The sequence below is a fragment of the Peribacillus asahii genome (genome assembly GCF_003570725.1).
GTDB classification, from domain to species: domain Bacteria; phylum Bacillota; class Bacilli; order Bacillales; family DSM-1321; genus Peribacillus; species Peribacillus asahii.
The window spans coordinates 14,619-41,337 of the sequence record NZ_QWVS01000002.1; the positions used below are offsets into that span (position 1 = coordinate 14,619).

Below are 26,719 nucleotides of genomic sequence, written 5' to 3' on the forward strand. Positions count from 1 at the left end.
CTCATTATTTTTTCAACATTACACGTATACGATTGGTCGGTTGACTCCCTACTGTCTCTTGAATCATTGCTTCAAAGCGCTTACGAAGATCTTCTACTGTCAAAGGACTTCCGTTAGCCATCATGTTAGTGATTTGGTCTAATGTGATTTCTACCTTATTAATTCCCTTCAATAGATCATTGATTGCTTGAATCAAACGTAAATCAATTGGCATTGTGAAAGACTGATGCGCAATGAATTGCTGTACAAGCTCCTGCTGCTCTGGTCTTAGTAATGCGATGTTTTCCTTAACTGATGGATCATTAAAGTTATTTAACAGCGTATTGGTCCAGTTATTTAGCAATTCCCCTAATTCATCTTCCAATGTCTCAAGCCTAAACTGATTGATAGCTGTTTCTTCCTTCGGCCTAAACTTACAATGCGGACATGTCGCTGTATGTTGTAAATCCTCACGTGTCAATTGATAGCAGACTCGTAAAGAATCCATTTTGTTTTGCCAATCCGCTAATATTTGGCTAGGGAGAATATCAATTTTTTGCGATAGTTCCCTTAAAGCTTTTACACGCTGATCGTTTAACAGACTGCTTTTCTTCATGTCTTCTGTAGCATTAAGTCTAGACTTATCATGGAGTTCCATATATAAATGAATATATTCTTCTTTTAATCCTTCAATAGCCTGAACTTCATTACTATAGTCTTGTCCTTCTTTTAGTGCAACGGATAAATCATATAACGCCGCTTCAACTTTTTCATTCCAAGCATGATTTCGGTCTAAATGCAGTTTCGCTTGAGCAAGATAATTCGCCACATTTGTGTATTCTTTAACCTTCGCTTCTAGCCCTTCTAATTGATTTAATGCATGTAGATAATTAACTTGTGCTTGAATATCGTCCGCTGAATATTTTAGATTATGCAACTTGGCTGGTGTATCATATCGCTGAATACCTTCTAAAAACTCCTTTAACTGCCCTAACTGCTGTACATATTCTTGAACTTCTGTTGCCGTAAACAGAGTACCGTCCCAAATTGGAAAACCAGTACGAATAGTCGGAACCATGCGCACTACTTTCTGAACTTTATCACGAGCATATCCGACAACTAAACGAATACCATGTGTTAAATTTCCTTCTTCCAGATTTGGAATCGTCACGTCAAACAAGTTAAACAGTGCATTGATTGCCGCAACAGGGAGTCCGCTTGGTTTTTTCACATGGCTAAAATATGTCAGTTGCCCTAATGGTAAACGGGAGAACTCTGTATAGTTCATCGCATCATATGGTTTTCCATTTACCGTCACCACTAGCTCGCCACTGTATACTAATGCAGCAAGTACAACAACAAATAGCTCAGGCTCCATTTTATATTGAATCGTATAGCGAACATCCTCCGTACCCTTAATGGTGACCGCTTCTATCAGTTCGGTTATGTTTAAAACTTGCCCGTGTTCTTTCTCATTTAACTTCTCTAATACCCATCTAGCATAGCCAGAATGACGAACATTTAATTTACCGTTTTGATCCAGTAAAACTAAACCGTCCAATATGGCCGTCCCCTGTCTCGTTTCTTTCCCAGAAATTTGCTGCAGTGCATCTGATACATAGGTTGGCAAGTTTTCTTTATTTAAATAAGTAGCTTGAAGCTTTCTAAATGTTGGATAGTCAGGATACTTTTCTTCAAACCAATCCGTTAGCAACCCTTCTGCGACTATATTTATAATATCCGTAACCGTCCCATTTTGCGGAAGCATCATACCAAATTCCAGAACGTTAGCTGTTTTCCCTCGGTAGGTAATATCAAAAACATGTACAAAATTTTCATTTAGCCATGTAACAAGCTTTTTAAAGAAAGAAGCTGATTTCGACTCATATAATCGTTTCGTAGCAGATGTTGCTGAAATCTCCATCTCTCTTGCTCCGGCATACATTTTCAGTAAATGGACAAATTGCTCCTCTTTCACTGCAAGTTGGAAAAAGACCTCATCTGATTTTTGCTCATCTTTAAACTTCACATCACTAAACGGCTTTAGCATATAAATGTAAAAATCTCTTTCAGGCTGTGCTGTCGAGCGTTCATTCGGTGCACCAAAGAACAAGTAGCCTTGACGGGTTACTTTATGGGCTTCCCATGGAAGATTATGTTTCCAAATTTTATATCCCGTCACATACGTATTGTCCGCCACTTGTGTTGCTTGTTTAAGAATTTCATAATAATAGCTATCTAACTTATCGTCTTCGATTGTCTCAGCTTTTTGTTCAATTAAGTCATCCACGGCAATATCTTTTTTCAAATCTAAAAAGTACTGTCCATTGCTTTCATTCGTAGATATATACTGGAAACTAACTGTTTTTAAAATCTCACGCAACGCAGCCTCGACAGTTGTTTTTAGAAAATCCGACGGGTTATCGTCTTCTAATAACATGTCTAAGCTCATTGTCGAATACAAAAACAAATCATCACGAAGCTCATCAGGAGTCAAGCCAACCTTATCGAAAATATCACTTGTTGCAAGACGGTACACAGCCAAAGCGTTAACAATTCGGATAGCCATTGGTTGATACATTTTTTTAGTAAAGGCATTTTGAATACGATCCTTTAAAAGACGTGATTTATCTAGGACCTCACGGATATCTGGATTACTTTTATAAGAAGGGTCCTCCTCAATAAATTTCCAATAGCTATCGTAAGAAATTAGACCGGGTGCTCCCTCTGGTACATCTTCTTCAAGTATTCGTTTAATTTCACTACTTATCGTCTTTAAGGCCACCCGCTTCTCAGCCACGTTTACCTTTTCAAAAGTAGATAAGTACGCTGGATGAATAGGAAATAAATTAACATATGTATCTAAATCCTCATTCAAGCGATGATACAAAGAAGTAAATTGACTTAAATGTTCTCGTATTAAAGCTTTCTGTTTTTCATCCTTCTTGAGCAAACGCTGCGATACAACGTATGCGATATCCTCTCGAACAATACGAACTTGTTCAAAACGCTCTTTTACACGACGAAGTGAATCAGCCACGAAACTAAATTTCGGATTGTCAAACAACATTTCTTGGATACCCGCAATGAAACGCAAACGTGTTTTACTACAAACTTCCCCAACTTCTCGTAAGAACCCAAGATCCAAAGTCAATTCCTGCTCTTTCCGACTTCTCAAGTAATCCAAAAGCTCGTCTACTACAAGTAGAAGTCCGTGCTCAGGATATACCTCATGGAACAGTCCTATCATTTCTGTCAACGAATCTTTATTATTACGTACTTGATCTACAGGCGGAAACTTAAAATCCACCCCCATATCATATAGACCTTCTTCTATTGCCTCACACAAGATATCACGTAAAGATGTACGAACACTACCAATTTCTGTACGAATGACTTTGAATTGTCCTTCAATCTCCTTGGCCTTTTTAGCGACTCGTTCATCTTGAATATGATTGCTTGCACCTTCTAGCTCTGCAATTGTTGAAATGACACTCATTAAATGCGATTTACCAGTTCCATAGTTACCGACAATAAACAATCCTTTGTTGTCTACTGGCCGATGAAATTGTAGTTGTTCAATAACTGCTTCGTCTAGCTGTTCAGACATTCTTTCAGAAATAACATATGTATCAATAAGCTGATATGCTCGTTCTTTATCATTTGCATCTGTCAACTGTATAACAGATTCAATTGGTTCAAATTGAACTAATTCCCGGTACTTCATCTAAATATTCCCCTTTTTCATGTAATTATGGTCCCATCAAAATCCGAACACTCATAGTATTCAGGATGTCCAGGTACTGCATATGTAAACTTTTTACCATTGTATGTGCCTCTCCAAGAAACAATTAGAGTATAGTTTCTACTGAAAGATTGCAAAAGTTGAATCGCATCTTGATTAAGATTTGGGTCAAACAATATTTCGATGTGCTCTAAACAGATTACATCACTGCTTGTTTCCTTCAAAATATCACTCAACAAAGCATGGACTCGATTTGTCATCCGCTTTCTCGGGTACTCCTTTAGTTTCTCACTTAGCAGTAAACTAATGTTTAAAACAGGAAAATTCCCGCTCTGACCTATGTATTGAACAGAATTCCCTTTTTGATGCTCGCAAACAAGAAGTATCTTATAATATTTGGACGAAATACTTTTCAATTCCTGCTCTATTTTTCTCACTAAATCTGTACGCATTATGACACCTTCAGATAATCTTTTCTATATATAATTTATTTATGTGATAGAGAAGTCTTTCAATTGACTCTACTACCTACCCTTTACAATCCCTATTACCTATTATAACAATTGCTTCTTACAATGGGTAAAATTAACCAATAATTTTAAAAGCTAAAAGCGAGGGCTAAGTAAATAATAACATCTCAAATAATAACAAAATAGTTCTAGTTTTTTACATTCTCCCCTCTTTCTAAACTAAAAAAGCAATCGGTTACCCGAATGCTTAATAATTTCTTTATGTTTTTACTACCTAATAAACAATTCCTTATTTGAATATCCTGTAATCAAAGAAATGTTATCATACTTTATTTTCATATTCCACTTTTAATCCATTGTCATTCAATATAAGTACTTCCAATCCTTTTAACATGTTCAGTCCAATTTACCTCATTTTCGATATTTCTACTTAACGTCACTAGAAAGATGTATTTTTCTCCACTTATTCTAATGGCTTTAGTAAAGTATATTATGATAAAAAATGTAATGTTTTCCTTTAATAAGCTCAGAATTTAATATACCTCTCAATATTCCCGTTCTCTTATTATCATGAAGAATTATCTCTTTTTCCTCATTGTCGAGTACATTCAGGGCAAATACGGATAATTTTTTCCCTTTGGAATATAAAAGAATAACTGACTGTACACCTAGAAAAACTAATAAATTAGAAAAGGCTGAGAATGACGCTAAGAAGACTTTAAAGCTGTATACTATACGGAATGGGAATCAAATGGATTAAGCGTTAATGATATTGTTAAAGTGACATGTGTACCACGATCGACTATTTGCGCAAAAGTTAAAGAGTAAGGTCTAAACAAATAAGCGACACTCAAATGGTTGTCGCTTATTTTCTAAAAATACTTTATATACTTTTTTGAAATTTATGGACGAGCGAACATTTTAACTTGTTCACCATTATGATAAAACTCAAGAGATAAATCCACATTATACATCGTATTAATCGTGTTAAAATTTTGGGCAGTGTTAAATGCTATGACTTTTCCTGGTTCAAAACTCCAAACATTTTCTGGACTATGAGTATATCCTGCTGTACCTTCTGTATAAACCTGAAAAACATATTCTCCATCTTTTTCCACAATTTTCGTTTCTACTATTTTAATTTTATCTTCATCCTCTGGAGTTATTAAATATTGCATTGAGCCTCTATATTCTTTTAAAAGTGCCTGTTTAGTCTCTTCAGTTAAAACTTCATTAGTGGTTTGCGTCTCTTTCTTAAGAATATCAACATCCTTTATTAAATTGTTTATCTTATCTTCATGCTCCATCACTAACTGTGCAAGTTGCTTTTTACTATTAGCTAATACATTGGGATTACTTATTACTATAGAAAACAATAACACTGCTAAGATTATAAAAATTTTCTTTTTTAAGATATTCATAAAATTTCCTCCATTATATCTTGAATAAATTTTAATGTAACTCTATAAAATTATTCTAACCTGTCAAAGCCCCCCATCCGAAAGAAAACCGAAAGTTATTTGGTATGCGCTTTTTAGTATATCATCTACGATTTCAATCTTTAAATTGTAAAATATTAACAAACTATTAGCTGGTTTAGTTTAAGTGACATGTTTTACAATCTAAAGTACGATTCATATGGATACGTGTAAACTTTACTCCACATCCTAATCAATGTAAAAAAACTAGAGGAACCTTCTCCTCTAGGCTAAAAAATTAGCTTTTTGGATCAACAAATACTATTTCAATTGCAGTATTATTTAGGCCACTTAATTACTTTTTATCGAATGGTCCAAATCCAATTATTCAATTTTAATCTCCTGTTTGTAAACCGGAAAAAAACTCACTTATATTAACTTTTGGCATACCACTACATCTCAAAGCAATTATAATTTACATTTTTAAAACAATATATTGGTCACAAACTACTGAAAACTACCTGAAACTACAGTTCATTTAATCATTGGAAATCTCCTGAAAACCGTGATATAAAGTCATTTATGAGCATGTTAACAAACTATAGGAAACTTCGCTTTCCACGCTGGCAGCGTAGAATCAGGGGTGTGAGTGCCTATGCTCCGTATTATAAAAGAAACGGGAAAACCTTGATCTCTCAAGGTTTTCCCGTTATCACTTTCTCACATTCAAATTTTAGCTAAATAGCTCTTTGGTAACGATTTGATAACGGTCCGGTCACACCTCCTACCTATTACTTGATAGTTTCGTCCAGCTTACAGGCCACTTCTTCTTGTATAATAAGAGAAACGTGCGAATACGTATCAAGCGTCACTTTTATGTTGCTGTGCCCTAACCGCTCCTAAATGACCTTCACATTGATTCCTTAAGAAATGTCCATGCGGTTCAAGCACTTACCGCATTGGCTGCCCTGTTATTATAATTGCTGGGATACCAAATAATATTCTATCCGATCCTTAAACCACCTGTGAAGTGCTCCTAATTAGGTTCTTTTCACAGAAAAAGCCTAGCCATTTAATATTCATGTCTAGGCAATTTAAAATTTTATTCATCTAAATCTATATCATTCAACTCAGTTACTGCATTAATTTTAATTTTTCCAGTTAGAAATACATTATAAAAATCCTCAATGATTGTATAGCGCTTCTTTATTGAATTTTTTGAGTTTGCCCCCTGCTGATTTAGTCGATCAAATTCAATAAGGATTGGGTTTGAATGAGATATATCTAATTTTCTATTTTCATACCTTATATCTTCAAAAGTTATGAGAAATTCAGCAATTTGTTTACTATTCCCACGGTAATTTCTTTTAACAAATAAATAATAAATTGGGATAATGGACTTTTGGGATAGAATAGGTTCTCTTCCCTCAAAGATTTCAGTCATATCTTCTAACAACGAGTTTACTGAATATAAAGTTCGATCAATCTTTTCATCAGAATAAACATATCTTTCAATTAACTTATCTAGATTTGTTTTACTCAAAGACACGAATTCTTCTTCGTGTTCTAGCAACACGATTTTTGTAAGCAATTCTTCGTGTTCATATCTCCGATTTTTAAATTGAATCATTTCAAAAAATTTATTTGTATTTACAATTTCTTTTATTTTTTCATTTAAATAACTGTTTTTCGATAACCTTTTCTCAGAATTATTTAAGTTAACCCCTTCATTAAGCCTCAAAAACAATTCTCTAATCAATTCTTCATCTTCTGTAATTATTTGAACTACATCAAGTACATATTGGTCAAATCGATTTATTATCTTTGGATAAGAAGAAGCTATTTCCTCATAATACTTGCCCGCAAGCTTATCCGACCCATTCTCATACAACACAAAATCCTTTGATAGAGGAAATTGATTCCCAATAAAATCAAAGATACTTTGCATTCTTTGTTTTCCATCTACTATTGAGTATAAATACCCTTTTTCAGTAGACAGCATTCTATGAACATAGAATTTCGGAATATCGAAACCGTTGATCAATGAATCAATAAATAACTGTTTTCCGCTTAAATCCCATAATCCACTGACTCTTTGATACGGTGGATTGAAGTTTATTTTTTCTTTTCGTTTATACCAGTCAAAAATCGTCTGATTAGGTTCTGTTCGTGTCGGGATAATTTCAAACAATGTAATCTCCTCCTTATAAATTAAATTCTTGAGTTATTTCAAATGATAAATTCTCCAAAGAAGGATATAGACTACTTTCTCTAATACCTAACATAGCCAACTCATTTGTAATTTGCTCAATATGGCCTTTATGTACGTCAATACTTGTTAAAAATTGAGAGGAATGTGCCAATCCTTTTAGGGAAAAATTCTCTCTTCTAATTGGGGATAATGTGAAAACACCTTTCTGTGCAACTATCCTTGTGTTGTTTAATGGCCCGATACAAGCAATGGGCCACCTGTAATGATTCTGTGACTTATAGCTAAAGTTTTGGTCTATCTCATTCATAATAATATTAGGAATTAATTTAGATGGCTTATCGTACATTTCATTAAATTCAGTATTTAATTTATAAGGTTCAAGACAATATACCACTGCGTTATCATCTTTATGATATTCCTTTCTACTCGTAACCGCAAAAGCTAGAGCGATTAAAGCATCAGTTGACCAATCCAATAATCTTGTGGGAATTCCATAATGTTGCATAACAAATAGCCATTCAAAATATGTATTTGGTACCTTGTCCAACATTGGAATAGCTTTCGCCTGAAATCGGTAATATAAACTTTCCTCTAGTTCAAGGCCTTTTTCTGATCTTAATAACTTCGGTATTAATTCTTCATAATCTTTGGCTTGGCCTCGAAACCAAAGTAAGTCTTTACCTCCATATACACTTTTGATACGCTCCAAATATTCAACAACAGACTTAATAGGTTCTCCCGACGATTGCATTTATTTTTCCTCTCCTCATTGTATATTTTCTTAGGTAATATTTACCCTATTTCCCCTTAGTTAATAATAGCTAAAAGTAAGTTTTTTAACAACTTAGAAAAATCCATGCATATTGCTATTTAATTAATATAAACACATGTTTATCCAGAGTAACCTCAATTATTTGCTTTGCCATCACTTGTGCTACGGTTCACTCTAATTAATCCCAAACAACCTTAACTCAGATACCAATAAATGACTTGAACTCCTATTTAACAATCTGACCCGTTTGCTAAATAATAAATTTTGGATTACTTATTCGTCTACCATTGTTTTACTTTCAATATCATTAAACGTTTTTTCGTTCCGGACCCAAAAAGTAGAAAGATAATTTACTGGAAATTAATAAGAAAATACTTATATAAAAAGTATTTAAAACCCACTTTTTCCATCCCTTTTTCCCATAAAAACAAAAACACCCACAAACATTGATATATCAACTTTTATGAGTGGTTTATCTCTTTTAAAAGAAACTCCATTTTTTCTAAAGATACCGGTAATCGGTGTCAAACCGATTTCAGAAAAACATGATTTCAAAAGGAAAACCGAGGTAAATTTTGTTGTTACTTATTTTTTAGCATACCATCACATCTCAAAACTCCACTCTGTTTCTGTTATATACACTAGGTGTATATTTAAACCTAAGTTACTGGTCACCCATTGGTAACATTTTGGTCACACACTATAGAAAACTACCGGACATTAGAGTTCATTTCAAAACTTACAAACACCCTAAAAACCTTGATATAAAGCCATTCTCGGATACTTTAGGTCATTACAAGAAAATACACCGACCACGCTGGCAGCGTAGAGATCACTCCTTGTATCCCAAATGCTTAGTACAGATAGCCAAAGTTACTGCTACACTTATATATATACCTTCATAACACTAAAGAGCCTTTCTAAATGAAAAAGCTCTTTACCTCACTGTTACATTTCTTATTAATCTTTCCGTACAAGTAGTGAACAGCACTCCACATGTGTAATGTGCATGTGGCAACACATGGAGTACCGGTGGGTTTTAAACTAGGATTTTATTTACTTGTTTACTTATCGTTTAGCCTTATTAATTAATGAATTGGTTAAGCGCTCGTCAATAAATATTGCAATTGTTTCTGTCATTAATGTAATAACTTCCCCTAAAGCAACGTTTATTACATCTTCAAATTCCGGATTATATTTACCTGCACTAACCACTAAATCAACATAATAGTCTATGTTACTATTAATAAACTTTTGAAAATTAGTTTTATCACTTGGATGAAATTCCTTTTTCTTACCGAATATATTAAGGCCCATTTCAAAATAATCTTTATTAAATTTATTCATTGCATCAAGCATTTCTTCCTGGTTAATAATTCCTACAAAACCAGTGTTAATTTCCACCACCTTATAATCCCAGTAGTTTCCGAAAGAAGGGTTTTTTCTCCTAGAAGTTTCTAATTTTATTTGGTACGGAGTATTCAGTAAGTTATTATTAAAGGTATTTAAAATAGCATTTTCGGCAATATTAACGGATGAAACTGTTAATCTCCCCTTAATTACTTCATTATTACTTATTGTTTTTGGACTAAACGCTTGGTTTGTTTTACTTTTGGACTTTTGTTGAATTGGCTTTTTAACTTTATCCAATTTTATATAATTTATTTCTTCTTGATTATGATTAGGACTTCTTCTATCTATTTTTATATCATTTTTAACGTCCAAGTCTACTCGATTAACGATTCCACTATTTTGAAAGTTTTCAGCACCACTATGTATTTGCTCTTTTTTGCTGTGATAACTGTTCACTGTATTGTCCCTTCGTATATAGACCCCATTAATAAGTGTATATTTTTTTGTTTTTGTAAAAGCCAACTTTAATGTTGTACAATCTTGTAATTTTTTCAAATCGATTATGAGTAAATTCGGATCACTCCCATTAGTAATCTTAGTAATCTCATAATCAATTCCCTTACGCTTGATAATATCAGAAACAATAAAATCTTCTACAGCAATATTTTTTGGTCGTCTGCTATTTGAATTATGGTCTAAATTCTTAGTTATTTCTTCTGATGACGAATCACCACCGCTATTGAAAATAAAATATAATACTATAATAATCACTATAAGAATAATCATTTTATCTAGTTCTCCTTTTCTATCATTAATCCATATTAAACTTTGCTAAATAAAAAGATGTCTTAAACTAAATAGCTTTTAGACATCTTTTTCTATTTATAAAGTTATCCCCAAAGCGCCCTCATGAATTTTGGGTATGCTTCGTCCGCAGCTCTTAAAACAGCGATTAAACACTCAAAAGCGTCTACAGGTGAAAATACTTCTCCATTAAAATTTGTAGATTGTACATTTATACTATTTTCTGCGAGGTAAAATTTAACAAATCTAAATTCTGTATTTAAATCATTAATTAATTCTAAAATTCTCTCTTTCCTAAGAGGGTTATCTACTTTGATATAATTTGTAGCAAAAGCCTCAACAAACATGTCATTAAATGCTATTAATAAAGTTATATCTCCACCGTTTTCCAAACTTTGCTCTACACGAAAAAAAGTAACGCCGCTTTCAGGATTAAATTCTTCCATATATAAATTTTTTTCTTCTAAAAACAGTTTAAACCTCTCAACATTGCTCATTATGTGTCCTCCTGGTGTAATAAAAATGTATTATGTGAAATAAATGTAACTATTCCATAAAAATTATATCATCTATTTCCATAATGTTAATTGGAAATAGATGGACAATGAACAATGACACCCAAAAGAGTTAGGTACAAACAGAAACATTATCGCCCTTCATTTTTAACAATTTCCTAGAGTATCAACAACAAAGGAGGGATTGTAATTAGAACAAGATAAAGTCCTCTTCCCTGGTCAGAAAAAAGGCTTAATCCATGTGTTTATTAAATGAAGCGAGCAGGAAGAGTCAGCACAATTACACTTTTATTTATTTGAGGACGATTATTAACGTATAAAATTAGCCTCCTCCTGTCAATGCTGATAGGCTGAGGTGAAATGATGAGAAGACGTTGTTCACATACGTACAGTTAAACCGAGCATGACCTGGACCGCTACCGTGCCGGACTAGATCTTGTTTTGTTTTTTTCTGTTGGTTCTGCTGCTCTGATACCAACTATCACCTTTTGGCTTTATCCCTCTGTTACTTATGCCCTTACCATTTATATTCATTTGTTTAGTTAATTCCTTTACTTCACCCGGCACTTAATCGGCTCGATGAAAATAAACTTATCATTCTCTGAAAGAACTTGCTACTGCTAATAAAGGCACTCGAGTTCAGCCGGAGGCATGAACTCCATAAATTCAACTGGTTTCCCGCCTAGTAAGCTCAGAAGCTTTCTCCAAAAGAAAAAGTCTAGGGAAATATTAACCATAGACTAATATAGGCAATTACGGCCTTTTAGAGCCATTCAATTTCAATTGTGACTTCCGGAACATCTTTTTTAGTATTATGATTTGCAATCGCATTGGTTGAGAACCAGATTTTTTTTATGAACGTTTTTAGGAAAATATTACAGTTTTCGGAGTCAAGTGCCTCCATCGTATCTATTTTTTTAATAATGCCTTCTAACACTTGTTGTTCTTTATCTGTATTATTCAAGTTTTTTAATTGAATATTAGCTAATTCAAGCTGTTGCTTAACCTGTTTGATTTGTTCCTCGTTCTCTTCACTCATTATAAGAAAATCACTCTTACTTATTTCTCCGTCAGCTCTCATTATTGTTAAATTTCTCCGTCTCTTTTCAAATCTTTCTAATTGCTTTTCTAATGAGTCCATTTGAGATAGTATTTTATTTTCTTCATCCGTAGTATCAAGAGATTTTAATTTCTGAACGGTCTTTTCAAAATCCGCCTTCTTTTCTTTTACCTTATTAATTACGTAATCTTCCACGGGAAGATACTTATGTCCCCTATCTCTGCATGTATTATTACTTATTTTGTAATAACAAGATTTGATAAAATCAGTTCCGTTCCCATCGATTTGGATGTATCTTTTTCTTCCGCAGCAATTACAATAAATTAGGTTTTGAAGTTTTCGGGTTACTTTCCTTTTATTAAAGAAATTTCCTGTTGTGTTTTCTTCAAGTATTTTTTGAACTTCTAACCATTGTTGCTTTGAAATGATTGGTTCATGAGCATTTTCAACAAATACTTCATCAACCACTCTCCCATTTACCCTTCTACGAGCTTGGACTACTCCATAATAAACAACATTTCTTCTTATTGATGAGATATGGGAAGTCGTTAAGACCTTTCCATTTCTACTCCTCCAGCCGAGCATATCTAATTGTTTGGCAATTTCGTTTGAACTAACTCTTTCTAAAGTCTTTTGAAATATGTACCTAATTATTTTTGCTTCATCCTCCACAATGACTAATCTTTGATTTTCGTCCTTTTCATATCCCAATGGTGTCTTATTACTCATTGTCCATCTTCCCTGTTCTGCCGCTGCCAATCGACCTCTTCCCAAACGCTTTTTGATTTGCTTATACTCAAAATTTGCCAACATCGCCTGGAATGAATATAACATTTCATTACTTTCTTGAGTTAGATCAATTGCCCCTTGTGGTGTCAAAATTTTAATGTCATGTGCTATTAGCATCGTTTTAATTTGTTCCGCATAGGCATTGTCACGGGAAATCCGGTCAATATCCATTACCAAAAGATAATCGTATTCATCTAATTTATTTAGCAATTGATTCAATTGAGGCCTTTGTGTGTTGACACCACTGGAAATTTCTTGATAAACGTCATATGTTAACTTATGTTGCTTCGCAAGTTTGATAAGAGCATTTCGATGATTTGTTAAAATTTCCTCAATATCTAATTGTTCTTCGTTTCTTGATAAACGTAAATAAATCGCAGCCAATGCCATTTCGTATCCCCCCAATGTGTCATATTAAAATGATAACATATGACCAATAAAAATAGAAAGATAACATCTGTAATTTTACCGACTGTCCCATACATTTTGATGATGATTGTATCACCAACCTTAAACTTCGGCTCCTTTTTCTTTCCCATCAGCGACATCTCCTCAAATGGTCCCCTACCGAGTAGTTACTAAAGTATATGCTTCAATAAGGATAGACGTTAATAGAAAAAGGTAGGCATTCTCCCAAATTACACATAAAGAAAGCGCAATCTAAAGATTGTGCTTTCAACCTTTAGACTGCGCTTTCTTCGTAAGTACGATAGAGAATTCCACATATTTAACATAAAGCGATGCAAAATTACTCATCTGCTATAATTTTTAAAATAGCTCTTCCTCTATAGGACATTTCACCATAGCCCTTCTTCGGATTGCATGTATATATCCCATGCCTCATCAAAAACAGACATACTTTCTAAATAATCCACATTCATTTCTAAATAGCGGCTTAGCTCATCGTAGTCAACCGATTGCTTTGGAAAACTATGATCCAAAAAAGCATGATTAGCAAATTTAGTAATTGCATCAACCTCTTTCGGTTGTCGATAAGTCATTAGAAATGTATAAAACGACTTCATATTCATTCCTCACTCTTCAAATAGATGATTGTTGCTTTACTATATCGAAACTCTCAGGACACGTCTACACTTTTTAACCTGACTTCAAAATTACCGTTATATGAAATTTATACATTATAATGGTCAGTCTTTCCATCACTTGAAACCGAGGTTACACACATCTTTCAGCCTATCTATTATATAAAAAAATTTTCACTCTATATACTCGACCTCTATCTGAGCGGAATGTAATTGTTGTCGTTCTATATCCCATTCAAACGTAATAATAGCTGATTGTTTAGATTGATGAGTGAAAATTCGTTCACCGTTTTTAATAAGCGAACTTTCCGCTTGCCAAAAACTAACGGTTTCATCTTCTCCAGTACGGTTACAAACGATAATGGGCAATCCTGTCTCAATGGATCTTTGCTCCCACTCTCCATTCGGACCATGTAATCCCGGTCCCCATGAAGCCGGTGCTATAATGATTTCTGCACCTTTCTGATATAATGGCTCAGCAACATTGGTTGTATAGGCATCTGCACAAATCATAATCCCTACGTGTATATCATCTATTATAATGGGCTCAATTACTTTACCGGCTGTAGACCAACCATCCGATAAAACATTAATCTTTCTTTGCTTCCCTATTATTTGACCGTTTGAATCAATCACAAATACTGAATTATAATACTTTCCATCTTCCCCCTTTTCAGGACTACCTAGAAAGACTGTTGTATCAATAGATTTTACTAATTGACAAAAACGGTTCATCCATGAATTGGGTTGACACTCAATCCAATCTATTCCAATCCTGCGCCGAAATTGTAATCCGCTTACACTAAGCTCAGGCGTAATAATCCAGTCTACCTCTTTATTCGACGCAAGCTTTACAGAACGTTCAATCAATTCTTGGTTATATCTTATATCCCCTACAATTGGCAATAAATGCAATAAGGCAATCTTTATTCTCTTCAATATAGTCACTCCATTCGATAAACCGTTTACTGAAACTACTACTTCTATTTTAAACTAGCGAACTATTTCATACATCAAAAAATAAATTTGACTGACTGCTCTTCGTTCTGCGTTATACGAATATAAAAGAATAACATAAAAATAACGCCTGCTATTCAGCGGCGTTTTCATTAAAGATAACTGCTTGAGGTCGTGTTGCTTTAAACCATTGCGAGATAAATATCCAAATAAGAAAGAAGTCAACCAAACCCCCTCCGTAATACATTAACATGCTGCCCATTTCCGCCTGAGCTAGGGGTACACCATTAGGTGGTTGAGCGTACATATACTTAGATAAAATATTATGACCAGCTAAAGCGAGCACAAGCACAAACGCACGGTAGACAAAGCTAAATGAATGCGGGGTCGGACTAACATAAATCATAGACGCAGTAAATATGTAGCCAGCTAAAAATATATGCAAATGAATCACTATATGAAAAAAGAGATTATTGTGCATCATCATATATAAATCCGTCGTATAAAGTATCCATAGGCCTCCAATATTAAGAAAAGAGGTCACAATAGGATTCATTAATATCCATACAGGTCGGCTTTTTAGTATACGCGAAAGACGTCTTGCTAAGGATACATTCAATGTTCGTAATAGTAAAGTCATAGGCGCCCCTAACACAAGAAAAAGTGGTGCAAGCATTCCTAAAAGCAAATGAACAATCATATGTGCAGTAAAATCATTATGGGCACGTGCCGCTAAAGGGCCGAAAACTGCCGAAAAAGCTAAGACGATCCCCAAACTCCATAAGATAATCCGATATAATGGCCATGTCTTATAACGACGAATTGATTGAATCGCAGCAACAATATACATAACAAATGCTAGTACAAATAGGAATGCCAAAACAAACTGAACTCCCTCGCCATTTGCATAAGACATAGGATTAGTAGAGACATAGGAGTGATTATGACTATTCATGTGAAACCATCTCTTCTGGTTTTTGGATACGTTGTGTATGAGTAATTAAAATAAGGCCAATTATAGTTAGAACAAGAGCAATGCTATTCCAAGTTAAATCATAAGGAAAGATATCTACGTCATAACGAATTTGATGAAGCCGCATGACCTTATGTTGAATCGTTCCATCATATAGTTGAAAGATACCTACACCAAAAAATAAGCCTCCCCACCACCTAGTGAACCATAATGCACGGCGTCTCCGAAGGTCAGCAAGCATAAACAACCCACCGACTGTTGCAAACCAGCTAAAAGCATGAAATAAACCATCTGAGACAAGTCCGATAGCAGTTGTAGATTTGTCATAAAAGTGATGCCAATGCAAGAGTTGATGAAAAACCACTTCATCAAAAAAAGCCACTAAACCAAGACCAAACAGAAAGCCTGACCATAAATTACGTGCTGAATATATAAAGCGATTTTTTGTAACATAATCAGCCATAGATAGCACCATCCTTTTTTGTAGAGATCATCAACATATGTTCTAGTTTAGCCCAGTCGTATATAGGACATAACATTGTACACTTACTTTTATCTCAGATTAACAAATGGGAAAATCCCCTACTTTAAATATTTAGATAGGGGTACTCATGTATAAAATATGTAGTTGCAAAAGAGGCGTTTTTCTCTAAGTGATTGCTAAAAAAAATTTTTAATAATCTCTTGTTCATGGTGACATTCATTGCACATATAACTTATTTCCGTTGCATCTTCTCTTACAACATGTTCTGTTTCCTTTTCACACGTTTCACAATATCTTGTTTGATGTATTTCTTTCATTAAATCAGCCACTCTCCTTGTTTTTCGTGCTTTCCTATTTAGTGCTCCAATATGGAAGTTAGCCATAGCTTGCGTAGCTTTCATAAATTATATCCACTGTCATTTATAAAAGAATTATAAAAGGAAATAGTAAGAATATCGATTGAAAGTAGGAGGATATAAATATGACTATGCAAGAGAATGCATTATCTATTTTCGCCTTAGGGGGCGTAAATGAAATTGGTAAGAATATGTATGTGATTCAATATGCAAACGATCTTTTTATCATTGATTGCGGTTCTAAATTTCCAAATGAAGATTTATTAGGCATCGATTTAATCATCCCTGATATTACTTATTTACAAGAGAATGAGGATAAAATTCGAGCATTAATTGTTACACATGGGCATGAAGATCATATAGGAGGAATCCCTTATTTCCTAAAAGAATTAAATGTACCTATCTATGCTACACGCTTTACACTTGGTTTAATTGAATTAAAATTAAAAGAACATGGACTGCTGCGAGATAGCAAATTGATTCAAATTGATGAAGATTCACATTTTGATTTTGGACAGACTGGTGTAAGCTTTTTTAGAACTAGCCATAGTATCCCTGATTGTCTAGGCATTGTCTTTCATACACCGGAAGGAGTCGTCGTCCATACTGGGGACTTCAAATTCGATTTAACTCCTGTGAATAATCAGTATACAGATATTCATAAAATGGCTGACATCGGCAAACAAGGTGTATTAGTTCTATTATCCGAAAGTACGAATGCTGAACGCCCTGGCTCTTCTCCATCGGAGCAACTTGTAGGCGGCCATATTGAAGAAGCCTTCCGGAAAGCTGAGCGGAAAGTCATTATTTCTACTTTTGCTTCTAATGTTAATCGCCTTCAACAAGTAGTAGATGCTGCACAAAAAACAAATCGAAAGCTTGCATTGCTTGGTCGAACGATGGTGAATGTCGTCTCCGTCGCGATGGAACGTGGTTATTTACAAGTTCCTGATGGGATGCTAATTGAAGCGCAGCAAGTAAACGAAATGGCTCCTGAGAAGGTAGCTATCCTATGCACAGGAAGCCAAGGGGAGCCGATGGCCGCCCTTTCCCGTCTATCCAGCTCAAATTATCGAGATGTAGACATTCTACCTCAGGATACAGTTATTATAGCGGCAGGTCCGATACCAGGAAATGAACGAAGTGTTTCGCGTATTGTAGACAACTTATATCAATTAGGGGCTAACGTGATTTACGGATCTGGAAGTGTAACAGGTATGCACGTTTCTGGACATGCCTATCAAGAAGAATTAAAGCTGATGCTTACGCTAATGAAGCCTAAATATTTCATTCCAATTCATGGTGAGTTTAGGATGCTGCATCATCACCGTTTATTAGCTGAATCAGTTGGCGTAGAACAAGGAAATACATTTATCATTAATAATGGTGATGTCATTGACATTAATAACCAAGTTGCTCGTCAAACTCGAAAGATACCTTCTGGGAATGTTTATGTAGACGGTGTAGGTGTTGGTGACGTTGGGAATATCGTGTTACGAGATCGTAAACAGCTTTCTGAGGACGGTATGCTAGTCATTGTAGTTACTCTTAGTAAAATGGAAAGAAAAATCATTTCTGGCCCTGACACGATTTCCCGCGGCTTTGTCTATGCACGAGATTCTGAGGAGCTTCTAAGAGAAGTGAATCGACTTGTTAAAACAACTGTTAACGACTTACAAGAAGCGAACAGATATCAATGGAATGTAATGAAACAAAGTATTAAAAAATCCGTTGGACAGTATGTATATAGTCAAACAAAGAAAAAGCCGATGATTCTTCCGATTATTATCGAAGTTTAACAAGAACGGGCTGTCATTACAGCTACCTATCCATTTTATGTATTGGATACATAAAATGGATAGGTAAAAAATTAAGGAAACGATGCCGCTTCATTATGTAGAAAGCAAGCAAGACGATGTTTTTCAGAAAACAAACTGAAACTAACGCCTTCACCATCATCTACTTTTTATTCCAACAAGAATTAATACGACCCCTAAAAAAATACACGATATTTTAAACAAGGATAGTTTTTCAGCAACACCTATTAATCCAACGGTTGTTGTTACAACTAAAATGATAGGTCCTACCATAGCTAATGAGCTATTAATGATTAACGCTTTTTCAATATCATTAAATTTAAATATAAGCATTGCTGCAACCATTTCAATACTTGCGGAAAGAAATCGTAATGCTCCCATAATCAGTACCGCTTTTTCAATTACTGTAAACATAGTACCCTCCTTGGATAAAGATTCCTTTCTACATCATTCTATGCTGTAGTTTGGAATTCAGGACAAGTACTATTTCCCACTAAAATAACAGGGTTAGTAAGTCTCCCATCTTGCTCTCTGTTAAGGACACAATAAAAGCGTAAATTCGTATACGAATTTACGCTTTTATTGTAGTTATATTTTTTGTAATACGTCTTATTGAGCAGCATCCTCTTTAGACTTTTTCTCCTTAATTTCTTGAAGTTCAAATCTCATAGTCTTTTTACCATTGGCATCAACTGATTCCCTTAAAATCTGACCGACACCTTTTGCATAGTATGTGATGCTATACTCTTCCGCACCTTTTTGAATTGTTTTCACTTCTGCTACATTGTCAAAGGTACCAGCTGGAATTGTAACCGTTTTATCTACAGATTCAATTGTAAAAGTATAAGAATCAATCGTCCACTCTTTTCCCTTTTCTACCGGATATGCTAGCACTTTATCGCTGCCATAAAATAATCCTGCTTCATTTTCTGTTTCTAAATAAGTATCTGCACCATACCATGTATCAAACTCTTGAGATTTCCCAATATAATGTTCTTCATATTCGATATATCGCTCTTTCTTAACACTATACTCTTTAACGGTATATAATTTTTCCGTATCTTTTAAATAACTCATTTCTTTTGGCACTTCTGCAGACTCTATTGTTTCACTAGAATTACTAACTCCTTTAAAAACGATAAATAATAAAAAAGCCATTACAATTACTGAAAATCCAAGAAGAATTTTAACTGATTTTTTCAAGCGTCTCTTCCTTTACTATGTAATTTAAACTCCCCCTATCTTATCAAATTTTTTAGAATACAGTCAAAAATAAAGAAGCAAGGAACGATAAGCATTCCAATATAACTCTAACTTCTAATGATAATTAATTTTGGAATATAATCTGTTAACCACTCTTTATGTTCATCATTTTAAAATCTAACGTGAGATGTAAACAAGGAGGTACTATTTCTTAATTTGAATATCCTAAATATCAAAAAAAATCAATAGCTCCATAAAGAGTCGACTTCATCATCAAATGAGTTAAACCCACTACAATTTGGATTATTCATGATTCCCCTTTAAAATAGAAACAAAGAATTGGGTCATCAAACATTCTCGTTATCCTAAAAGGAGCATGCAAATGAAGATTGATTTATTAGTTCATTTATTTGAAGCAAATCGAAATAAAGAAAATGCTATTCCCATGCAAAAATATATGAAAAATCACTTCCCTTTTCTCGGTATTAAAACACCTAGAAGAAGGGAACTCATGAGAGAATTTTTTCAAAAAAGCGGCATATTAAAGGAAAATTTTCAGACGGATTTTATTGAAGTTTTATGGGAGTTAGAAGAAAGGGAATACCAATACGCCGCTCTAGACTATATCGAACGGTCTATCAAAAAGTTAGACAAACATCATCTTCCATTATTCGAAAAGCTGATTACTACAAAATCGTGGTGGGATTCGGTTGATGTATTAGCACCGAAACCGATTGGGAAAATTGCGGCTAATTTTCCAGAAGTTATCCCTCAAACGATTAAAGGCTGGGCTTATGGAGACCATCTTTGGCTCAACAGAGCAGCAATCCTTTTCCAATTAAAATATAAAGAAAAGACAGATGCACAACTTCTTTACGACTATATTGTCCAAAATAAAGAAAGTAAAGAATTTTTCATTCAAAAAGCAATCGGCTGGGCACTTCGGGAATATTCAAAAACAAATCCTGATTCTGTTAGAGCCTTTATTGAATCCAACGAGCTTCCAAAATTAAGCGTCCGAGAAGGAAGCAAGTATTTATACTAAGTAAAACCCTAACAATGTAGTATAATTTCTCAAAAAAATAATATACTTCAAAACTATTGAACTTTATGCTTCAACGATTTTGAAGTATATTCTGTTTAGAAAATGGCTAGAGTATTGAGTTAGACTACTCTCTTCTTAGTAGACATAATATTTTTATAGTCTTTCTTTTAATTAATCCAACTCGTTCTACTCTTTTACATTTGAGAACCTAACTTTAAGGAAATTCGTCTAGCTGCATTCGTCACTTTTTGAATTAATTCGGGCAAGCGATTTTCTTGATAACGTGCATCGATTCCCGCTATGCTAATACCAGCTACAATTTGATTTTGACTATTCAAGATTGGTGCACTTATAGCTTTTGTATGATTCTCTAATTCAGATGAAGTAATGGTGTAACCGTTTTGTCTCGCATCCTCTAATGATTGACGGAGCACACTTTTATCTGTTATTGTTCCCATCGCAATTGGTTTTAATTCTGTATTTTCTATGTAAGCTTCACGCTCTTCTTCAGGCAAATAAGCAAGTATAATTCGAGAATCCCCTGCATACAACGGCGAACGCCTTCCAATCGACGTATATAAACGTACAGGCTGCAACGTATCTATTTTTTCAATATACATCGCTTCATTTGCATCTCTTACAATAAGATTCACCGCTTCTTCAACATCATCTCGAAGTTCTTTCATAATCGGAAGTGCAATTGTTCGAATATCCAAACGCTCCGATACTAGTTGACCAAACTGCAAGAACAATAGTCCTAGTGAATAATAACCTTCTTCATCTCTTGTTAAAAACCCCATTTCTTCAAGCGAACCAACCATACGATGTAAAGAAGTTTTCGGAATATGAGAAAGTTCCATCATTTCATTAAAAGTGAGTTTGGGATAATTCAAGAAAAGAGTAAGGATTTGCATGGATTTTACAACGGTTTTGTTATGTGCTTGCATAAAAGATCTCCCTTCTTGATAAGTGGTAAAAAATTTAAACATCCACTGCAATGATGTAATATATAAAAGAAATTTTATTCTTTTTCTACCATTACTATAAAACATTATAAACAAAAGAGGAACATTGGATTTCACTTAAGCACGGTTTCATCTCTTATAAAGATAAATGGAATTGGGTCAGAGATTAACCTCCGAACTCTCACACACTATAGACTATACCATGCTTGGGCGAACAATAAAAAAAGGATGGAAGACCCAACCTTTTTATTATCCTTAATATTTCTCTACTCTTAAAAAACTTTCAACAAAGTTTTTTGAAAGTCATTTCGATTAACATAATCAAATTAATTATAATACAAACACAGTTGTTAATAGATGTTTCAAGCCTTGTTTCTCTTTATCTTTTTTGGATTTTCCTCATCTGAATAAACTCACAAAGATTTTTTTGCGTGGACTTATATTTATGGAGAATGATGTTTGGCCGACTGGATCTGGAGACCTAATAAAACACGCCGTTGTTTCAATCTCCTAAATTCCTCTAATAAATACTCATTAGAAGAATGAATTCGCAACTGCTGATAAATGATGCGAATTTCTTCATTAATATGTTTATACTTTTCCAAAAGATGTTTATCCTTAAAGGATTGGATTTCTTTTCTGATTTCATTACGGGAATTTTGTAATTTTTCTACAATTTCTTGTTTCCACAATTGGTCATTTATACTTTCCGCATATAAGTATAAATCTAAATAATCATTTACCGATAATTGGGTCTCGCTAATGTTCATAAAGCTTCCCCTTTCAGTCTCTCTCCTTTATTAATTGCCATTTACTCATTTAATGGAATTTTCTATTGTTCCCATCTATTCTGAAGAAACTAGAGCATATAAAGATTAGAATAACTGAGCGAGATTACTACCTACATATCATGATTTTTTACCAGTTCATTTTATAGAACCAAAACCATTATGCGGATGACAATGTGATCGCAAACTTCTATATTCATTTTCTAGTTCTGTTAGTGATAACTCAAAAAGATGTTTATCACCTTTCTTATATATTTTAAAAGCAATCAGTTTATCTATTAATTTTTTTCGTCTATCTTCCACGGCTTTTCTAAGAACATTTCCCACACAAATCACTCCCTTTTATAGATTCATTTAAATAAAAAACTTCTTTAAAAACGGTAAAACAGGACCTTTGAAAAATTGTATCCCTTCAGCTTATTGGAATTCACACGGTTTTCTACAAAGAATCTATTGCTGCGGTTTCAAATTGAATAATGGGCCTATGGCAATCTAATTGACTCGTATTCGATACACGAAAATAAATTAAACCTATATACATAGTATGATTTTTCGAGAAAAAATTTTTGACTAACTATTTAAATAAACCGCTCTCTGCCTTATGTGTTGCTGAACAAAATGATAGGAATCCCTCACTGATTTAAAACCTAAAATGAGAATTAATTATTCATGGGCTTTTCTTTTGATAATTGACTTATCTCCACAAATATTAAAACTTATTGCATATTTCTCTCCCTCCAAATACAAAAGACTTTAACTCTTGAGCATGAAAACAGCCAAGAGTTAAAGTCTCTAGTAGTCTAGTCGACAAAGAAATTCCCTTTCTCTTCATTTTAATAAAACTAAACAGATAGGTCAAGTGCGATTTTAAATTTTAGTACATAATTTGAATATATGCCCTCGTTTGTATATGTACTATAAAAGGTATGTGACGGATATTAAAGAGGAGAAATGAATCTATCCTCCTTGCTATATAAGTTCAACTTAATTTTTCGGCATAACTATCTGTTTAAATTGTTTAGTATTTAATTCGATTTAATTTATTACTTTTCGTTGACGAAAATCGTTTCTTTTCTGTTGTATCAATTTGTGTAATCTCACCTTCATGTACAGTAATCACTAGAGAACCGTAATCTAAGTTTTTTAATTCAGATATGATGTAATCTAGTTTTAAATCATCAACTTTATTCATTTTCTTTCCCCCTATATAAATTATGATCTTGCTATTAATTATCTTTTATATACTCATAATATAATTATGAGGCTAGTGAACTGTTTTTTCTTTTGTTTGGATGAGTATGTCCAAGACTTAAAGATTAGTTTCAAGTCAGCTGAAATTTTTGCACCGGAACCATTATGATCATGATTATAAATAGTCCCTTTTGTTTCAATGTTTTCTTCATCTTATTTTATTTACACTCTCCAATTATTTTAAATAAAATTTATAAGCGGTGTCTTGACTGGCAGTCGATTTATAGCCCTTTCCCCAGCCAATGTCTTTACGATAACTACCGATTAGCCCCGTTTCTATTATTTCATCCGCAGAAACATCCACTGTATCCTCTGCGTCAGCCGCTACATATAGTGCCTTGGCCGGGCAATAAAGTTCACACATATAGCAAGTTTGGCAATCACTTTGTCTAGCAATCACAGGCGGTTGATTTTCCCTTTTTTCAAATACGTTCAGAGGGCAGACCTTCACACATAAATTACATTCCACACATCGTTCTTCTACTAACACTTCAATCAAGATCCATTCCTCCTTAGATGTTTACCAAACTGTGACTATCCCAATTTACTTGTATCTCATCAAGTCCACTCGTAATAAGACGTCTTTGTTGATGATCATCTGTTTTTGGAAAATCAAGTCGTTTATGCATACCACGAGTTTCTGTTCTCTGTAGAGCAGCGGAGTACATCCATCGAGATGTCGCTAACATCGCCGCTGATTCTCTCACTCTCACAAGATCGCTATCTTTTTCTCCCAAGTGTGATTTTGCTTCCTTCCAAAGATTGTTTAGTGTTAATAAAGAAGAAGTAAGTTTTTCTTCTGCTCTAAACAAATTAACGTTATAAGGTGTGACTTCTGCTTGAACCAGTTTAGTTAATTCGTTTCCACCAAGAGTTTCACCTGGTGTGTGGTGTTCATTAATTCCCACTACTTGTTTTCTTGTAAGTGTGCGATCATGGTTGTTTCGGTTGTAGGTCAAGGCATATTTTGCTGCTGCTTCCCCAGACCAGTACCCCGACGAAATGGCCCAAGCCGCATTATAGCTTCCACCCCCAGTAAAACCACCGCAAATCAATTCCCGCGTCGCCGCATCCCCTGCTGCGAAAAGGCCAGGGACGGAGGTTGCACAAGTTTCATCTGTGATTCGAATACCGCCCGTTCCACGTACCGTTCCCTCAAAACGTAAGGTGACTTCAAAACGGTCCTCAAATGGGTTAATCCCCATACGGTCAAATTGAAGGAAGAAATTTGGTTGAGCAATTCTCATATATTTTTGTAAATCATGATCATTTTGGGCTTTATCTAATTGTGCGAACACCTTTTGACCTTCTGACAATTTTTTTGCAATGACCGAGCGGCCTCTTTTAGAACCTGCTCCTTCAATAATGCTTCCGTCTTCATAAGTAAATGAAGCCCATTCATAGAAAGCCGTTTTCGTAATGGACGAATATTTTGGCGTGATCGCGTAGGCATTGGAAAATTCCATTCCGGATAAATCAGCGCCAGCTTCTGAAGCAAATAAGTAACCATCACCTGTTAGCACATTGCAGCCTAATGCCTTGCTGAGAAAAGCACATCCACCAGAGGCAATAACAATCGAATTCGCTTGGACAGCCCATGTTTGATTATTTTCCTGTGTTTGAACACCTGCAGCTCCTGCAATCCCATAGCCATCATACAGAAGCTCAAGTGCAGGACTATGGTCAAGAATTTTAATCTTGGCTTTGTTTAGTTTTCTTCGCATTAATCTCATATATTCAGGCCCTTGAAGGCTTCGTTTATGCTTAACCCCATGTTCATCGATCGGAAAAGGATAGCCCCATTCGTCTAATCGATTGACATTTTCAAAAGTACGTTGAAGCACTCGCTCCATCCATTTTCTTTCGGACAAATACCCGCCTAATGCTTCTCTACTTTTCATCGCCTCTCCTCGTTGGTCTTCCGGTATATACCAAACACCATTCCCTGAGGGGGCCGTTGCACCACTGCTACCACAATAGCCTTTATCAACTAAAATAACAGACGCTCCATTTTCTGTAGCTGTTAAGGCTGCCCATGTCCCTGCAGGTCCGCCTCCAATTACTAGTACATCCGCTTTTAGACTTACGTCATAATTCTGATTGGCTAATTTATAAGAATGATCAAATTCTAAAGACATGTACATCATCTCCCACCATGTTCTAAGTATGATTCATGAATCAATTCGAAGCCTTTTTTCTCCTAAACTAATAGGGTATAATTCCTAAGAAAAAAATAGAGACTTCCCGTTTTCCAGGAAGTCTCCAGTAGTCTGGTTGACTAAGTGATCGAATATGAATACTTAATTTTTAAGATACGAGCATTCACTTAAAAATAGTTGGATAGCTTTTGGTTGTACATATAGATCACGATCATTTTATATAATTCAAATAAGTTTACTTAGATTTAAATTTATTATAGTTATAATATTTATAATTATCAATATATTTTTTCAAAAAAATTAACTCCGTTTTTCCATACACCAAATGTAAAGATGCATCTAACTCTGAAGTTTCAGAACTAGTCCCCCTTGTTAATATTCCTATTACTACGGTTCTTTGTATCAAAGCGTTTCTTTTTCATACTTTCAACTTGTACAATCTTTCCATCATTTAAAGAGATTGAACCATATTGAACCTCTTTTAAAAGCTTCGAAATAAAATGAATTTCTTCACTGCCAATACTCATCGGTTATTACCCTTCCTATTTATTTCCTTTTTTA

General features: G+C 34.4%; 25 protein-coding genes and 1 pseudogene. 2 read left to right on the plus strand and 24 right to left on the minus strand.

All coding sequences use genetic code 11. From position 1 onward, the window contains the following. Positions 1–4: 4 nt before the first annotated feature. The 15 genes and pseudogenes from D1953_RS00175 to D1953_RS00245 all read right to left on the minus strand — a co-directional run bounded on the left by D1953_RS00175 (position 5) and on the right by D1953_RS00245 (position 16,975). Positions 5–3,706 (minus strand): DUF6079 family protein, encoded by a 3,702-nt coding sequence (locus D1953_RS00175; RefSeq protein ID WP_119115140.1) that lies wholly within the window; start codon positions 3,704–3,706, stop codon positions 5–7. Between the two features lie 17 nt (positions 3,707–3,723). After that, positions 3,724–4,176 (minus strand): BREX-3 system P-loop-containing protein BrxF, encoded by a 453-nt coding sequence (gene brxF / locus D1953_RS00180; RefSeq protein ID WP_119115141.1) that lies wholly within the window; start codon positions 4,174–4,176, stop codon positions 3,724–3,726. Between the two features lie 920 nt (positions 4,177–5,096). Continuing rightward, positions 5,097–5,615 (minus strand): hypothetical protein, encoded by a 519-nt coding sequence (locus D1953_RS00185; protein WP_119115142.1) that lies wholly within the window; start codon positions 5,613–5,615, stop codon positions 5,097–5,099. A gap of 788 nt (positions 5,616–6,403) precedes the next feature. Further along, positions 6,404–6,535, minus strand: a pseudogene (locus tag D1953_RS21585) (site-specific integrase); the annotation flags it as partial. Positions 6,536–6,714: 179 nt separating this feature from the next. Continuing rightward, complete coding sequence (locus tag D1953_RS00195; RefSeq protein WP_182480456.1) at positions 6,715–7,803, minus strand: DUF262 domain-containing protein; 1,089 nt, start codon at positions 7,801–7,803, stop codon at positions 6,715–6,717. A gap of 13 nt (positions 7,804–7,816) precedes the next feature. Continuing rightward, positions 7,817–8,575 carry an FRG domain-containing protein gene (locus tag D1953_RS00200; protein WP_119115144.1) on the minus strand — a complete coding sequence of 253 codons (759 nt, stop codon included), beginning with the start codon at positions 8,573–8,575 and terminating at the stop codon, positions 7,817–7,819. 1,089 nt (positions 8,576–9,664) lie between these two features. Next, positions 9,665–10,735, minus strand: a complete 1,071-nt coding sequence (locus D1953_RS00205; protein ID WP_119115145.1) for a hypothetical protein — start codon at positions 10,733–10,735, stop codon at positions 9,665–9,667. Between the two features lie 104 nt (positions 10,736–10,839). Next, on the minus strand, positions 10,840–11,250 hold the full coding sequence (locus tag D1953_RS00210; RefSeq protein WP_119115146.1) for a YbjN domain-containing protein: 411 nt from the start codon (positions 11,248–11,250) through the stop codon (positions 10,840–10,842). 781 nt (positions 11,251–12,031) lie between these two features. Further along, positions 12,032–13,507 carry a recombinase family protein gene (locus D1953_RS00215; RefSeq protein ID WP_119115147.1) on the minus strand — a complete coding sequence of 492 codons (1,476 nt, stop codon included), beginning with the start codon at positions 13,505–13,507 and terminating at the stop codon, positions 12,032–12,034. Continuing rightward, on the minus strand, positions 13,456–13,656 hold the full coding sequence (locus D1953_RS00220) for a hypothetical protein (RefSeq protein WP_119115148.1): 201 nt from the start codon (positions 13,654–13,656) through the stop codon (positions 13,456–13,458). The genes D1953_RS00215 and D1953_RS00220 overlap by 52 nt, the downstream gene beginning before the upstream one ends. A gap of 258 nt (positions 13,657–13,914) precedes the next feature. Then, a complete protein-coding gene (locus D1953_RS00225; protein WP_119115149.1) occupies positions 13,915–14,142 on the minus strand; it encodes a YozE family protein in 228 nt (75 codons plus the stop codon). Between the two features lie 192 nt (positions 14,143–14,334). Further along, entirely contained in the window at positions 14,335–15,099 is a 765-nt protein-coding gene (locus D1953_RS00230; RefSeq protein WP_119115150.1) for a carbon-nitrogen hydrolase family protein, read from the minus strand. 151 nt (positions 15,100–15,250) lie between these two features. Beyond that, positions 15,251–16,033: a cytochrome c oxidase assembly protein gene (locus D1953_RS00235; protein WP_245979842.1), complete on the minus strand. Its 783-nt coding sequence runs from the start codon at positions 16,031–16,033 to the stop codon at positions 15,251–15,253. A 31-nt stretch (positions 16,034–16,064) separates the two neighbouring features. After that, positions 16,065–16,553, minus strand: a complete 489-nt coding sequence (locus D1953_RS00240; protein WP_119115152.1) for a DUF2243 domain-containing protein — start codon at positions 16,551–16,553, stop codon at positions 16,065–16,067. Between the two features lie 197 nt (positions 16,554–16,750). Next, positions 16,751–16,975 carry a hypothetical protein gene (locus tag D1953_RS00245; protein WP_119115153.1) on the minus strand — a complete coding sequence of 75 codons (225 nt, stop codon included), beginning with the start codon at positions 16,973–16,975 and terminating at the stop codon, positions 16,751–16,753. Positions 16,976–17,055: 80 nt separating this feature from the next. Between D1953_RS00245 and D1953_RS00250 the strand changes: the two genes are divergently transcribed. Then, positions 17,056–18,729: a ribonuclease J gene (locus D1953_RS00250; protein ID WP_119115154.1), complete on the plus strand. Its 1,674-nt coding sequence runs from the start codon at positions 17,056–17,058 to the stop codon at positions 18,727–18,729. Positions 18,730–18,885: 156 nt separating this feature from the next. Here the strand turns inward: D1953_RS00250 and D1953_RS00255 are convergent, their stop codons facing one another. Together D1953_RS00255 and D1953_RS00260 are read right to left on the minus strand one after the other, a co-directional pair. Next, positions 18,886–19,161: a YqhV family protein gene (locus D1953_RS00255; protein WP_119115155.1), complete on the minus strand. Its 276-nt coding sequence runs from the start codon at positions 19,159–19,161 to the stop codon at positions 18,886–18,888. A gap of 195 nt (positions 19,162–19,356) precedes the next feature. Continuing rightward, complete coding sequence (locus D1953_RS00260; RefSeq protein ID WP_119115156.1) at positions 19,357–19,950, minus strand: hypothetical protein; 594 nt, start codon at positions 19,948–19,950, stop codon at positions 19,357–19,359. Between the two features lie 382 nt (positions 19,951–20,332). On the opposite strand from D1953_RS00260, the gene D1953_RS00265 reads away from it, so the two are divergent. Then, positions 20,333–20,995: a DNA alkylation repair protein gene (locus tag D1953_RS00265; protein ID WP_119115157.1), complete on the plus strand. Its 663-nt coding sequence runs from the start codon at positions 20,333–20,335 to the stop codon at positions 20,993–20,995. A gap of 194 nt (positions 20,996–21,189) precedes the next feature. Here D1953_RS00265 and D1953_RS00270 read toward each other — a convergent pair whose 3' ends face one another. From D1953_RS00270 to D1953_RS00300, 7 genes are all read right to left on the minus strand, one after another. Next, positions 21,190–21,942: an IclR family transcriptional regulator gene (locus D1953_RS00270; RefSeq protein WP_119115158.1), complete on the minus strand. Its 753-nt coding sequence runs from the start codon at positions 21,940–21,942 to the stop codon at positions 21,190–21,192. 461 nt (positions 21,943–22,403) lie between these two features. Next, the gene (locus tag D1953_RS00275) at positions 22,404–22,730 is read right to left on the minus strand and encodes a hypothetical protein (RefSeq protein ID WP_119115159.1); all 327 of its coding nucleotides are present in this window, start codon (positions 22,728–22,730) and stop codon (positions 22,404–22,406) included. A 156-nt stretch (positions 22,731–22,886) separates the two neighbouring features. Next, complete coding sequence (locus tag D1953_RS00280; RefSeq protein WP_119115160.1) at positions 22,887–23,075, minus strand: Fur-regulated basic protein FbpA; 189 nt, start codon at positions 23,073–23,075, stop codon at positions 22,887–22,889. Positions 23,076–23,766: 691 nt separating this feature from the next. Next, positions 23,767–23,940 carry a YezD family protein gene (locus D1953_RS00285; RefSeq protein ID WP_119115161.1) on the minus strand — a complete coding sequence of 58 codons (174 nt, stop codon included), beginning with the start codon at positions 23,938–23,940 and terminating at the stop codon, positions 23,767–23,769. A 234-nt stretch (positions 23,941–24,174) separates the two neighbouring features. Beyond that, positions 24,175–24,498 carry a 4Fe-4S dicluster domain-containing protein gene (locus tag D1953_RS00290; RefSeq protein ID WP_119115162.1) on the minus strand — a complete coding sequence of 108 codons (324 nt, stop codon included), beginning with the start codon at positions 24,496–24,498 and terminating at the stop codon, positions 24,175–24,177. A 13-nt stretch (positions 24,499–24,511) separates the two neighbouring features. Then, on the minus strand, positions 24,512–26,137 hold the full coding sequence (locus D1953_RS00295; protein ID WP_119115163.1) for an FAD-dependent oxidoreductase: 1,626 nt from the start codon (positions 26,135–26,137) through the stop codon (positions 24,512–24,514). Between the two features lie 380 nt (positions 26,138–26,517). Further along, positions 26,518–26,685: a DUF2292 domain-containing protein gene (locus D1953_RS00300; RefSeq protein ID WP_119115164.1), complete on the minus strand. Its 168-nt coding sequence runs from the start codon at positions 26,683–26,685 to the stop codon at positions 26,518–26,520. Between the last annotated feature and the right edge of the window lie 34 nt (positions 26,686–26,719).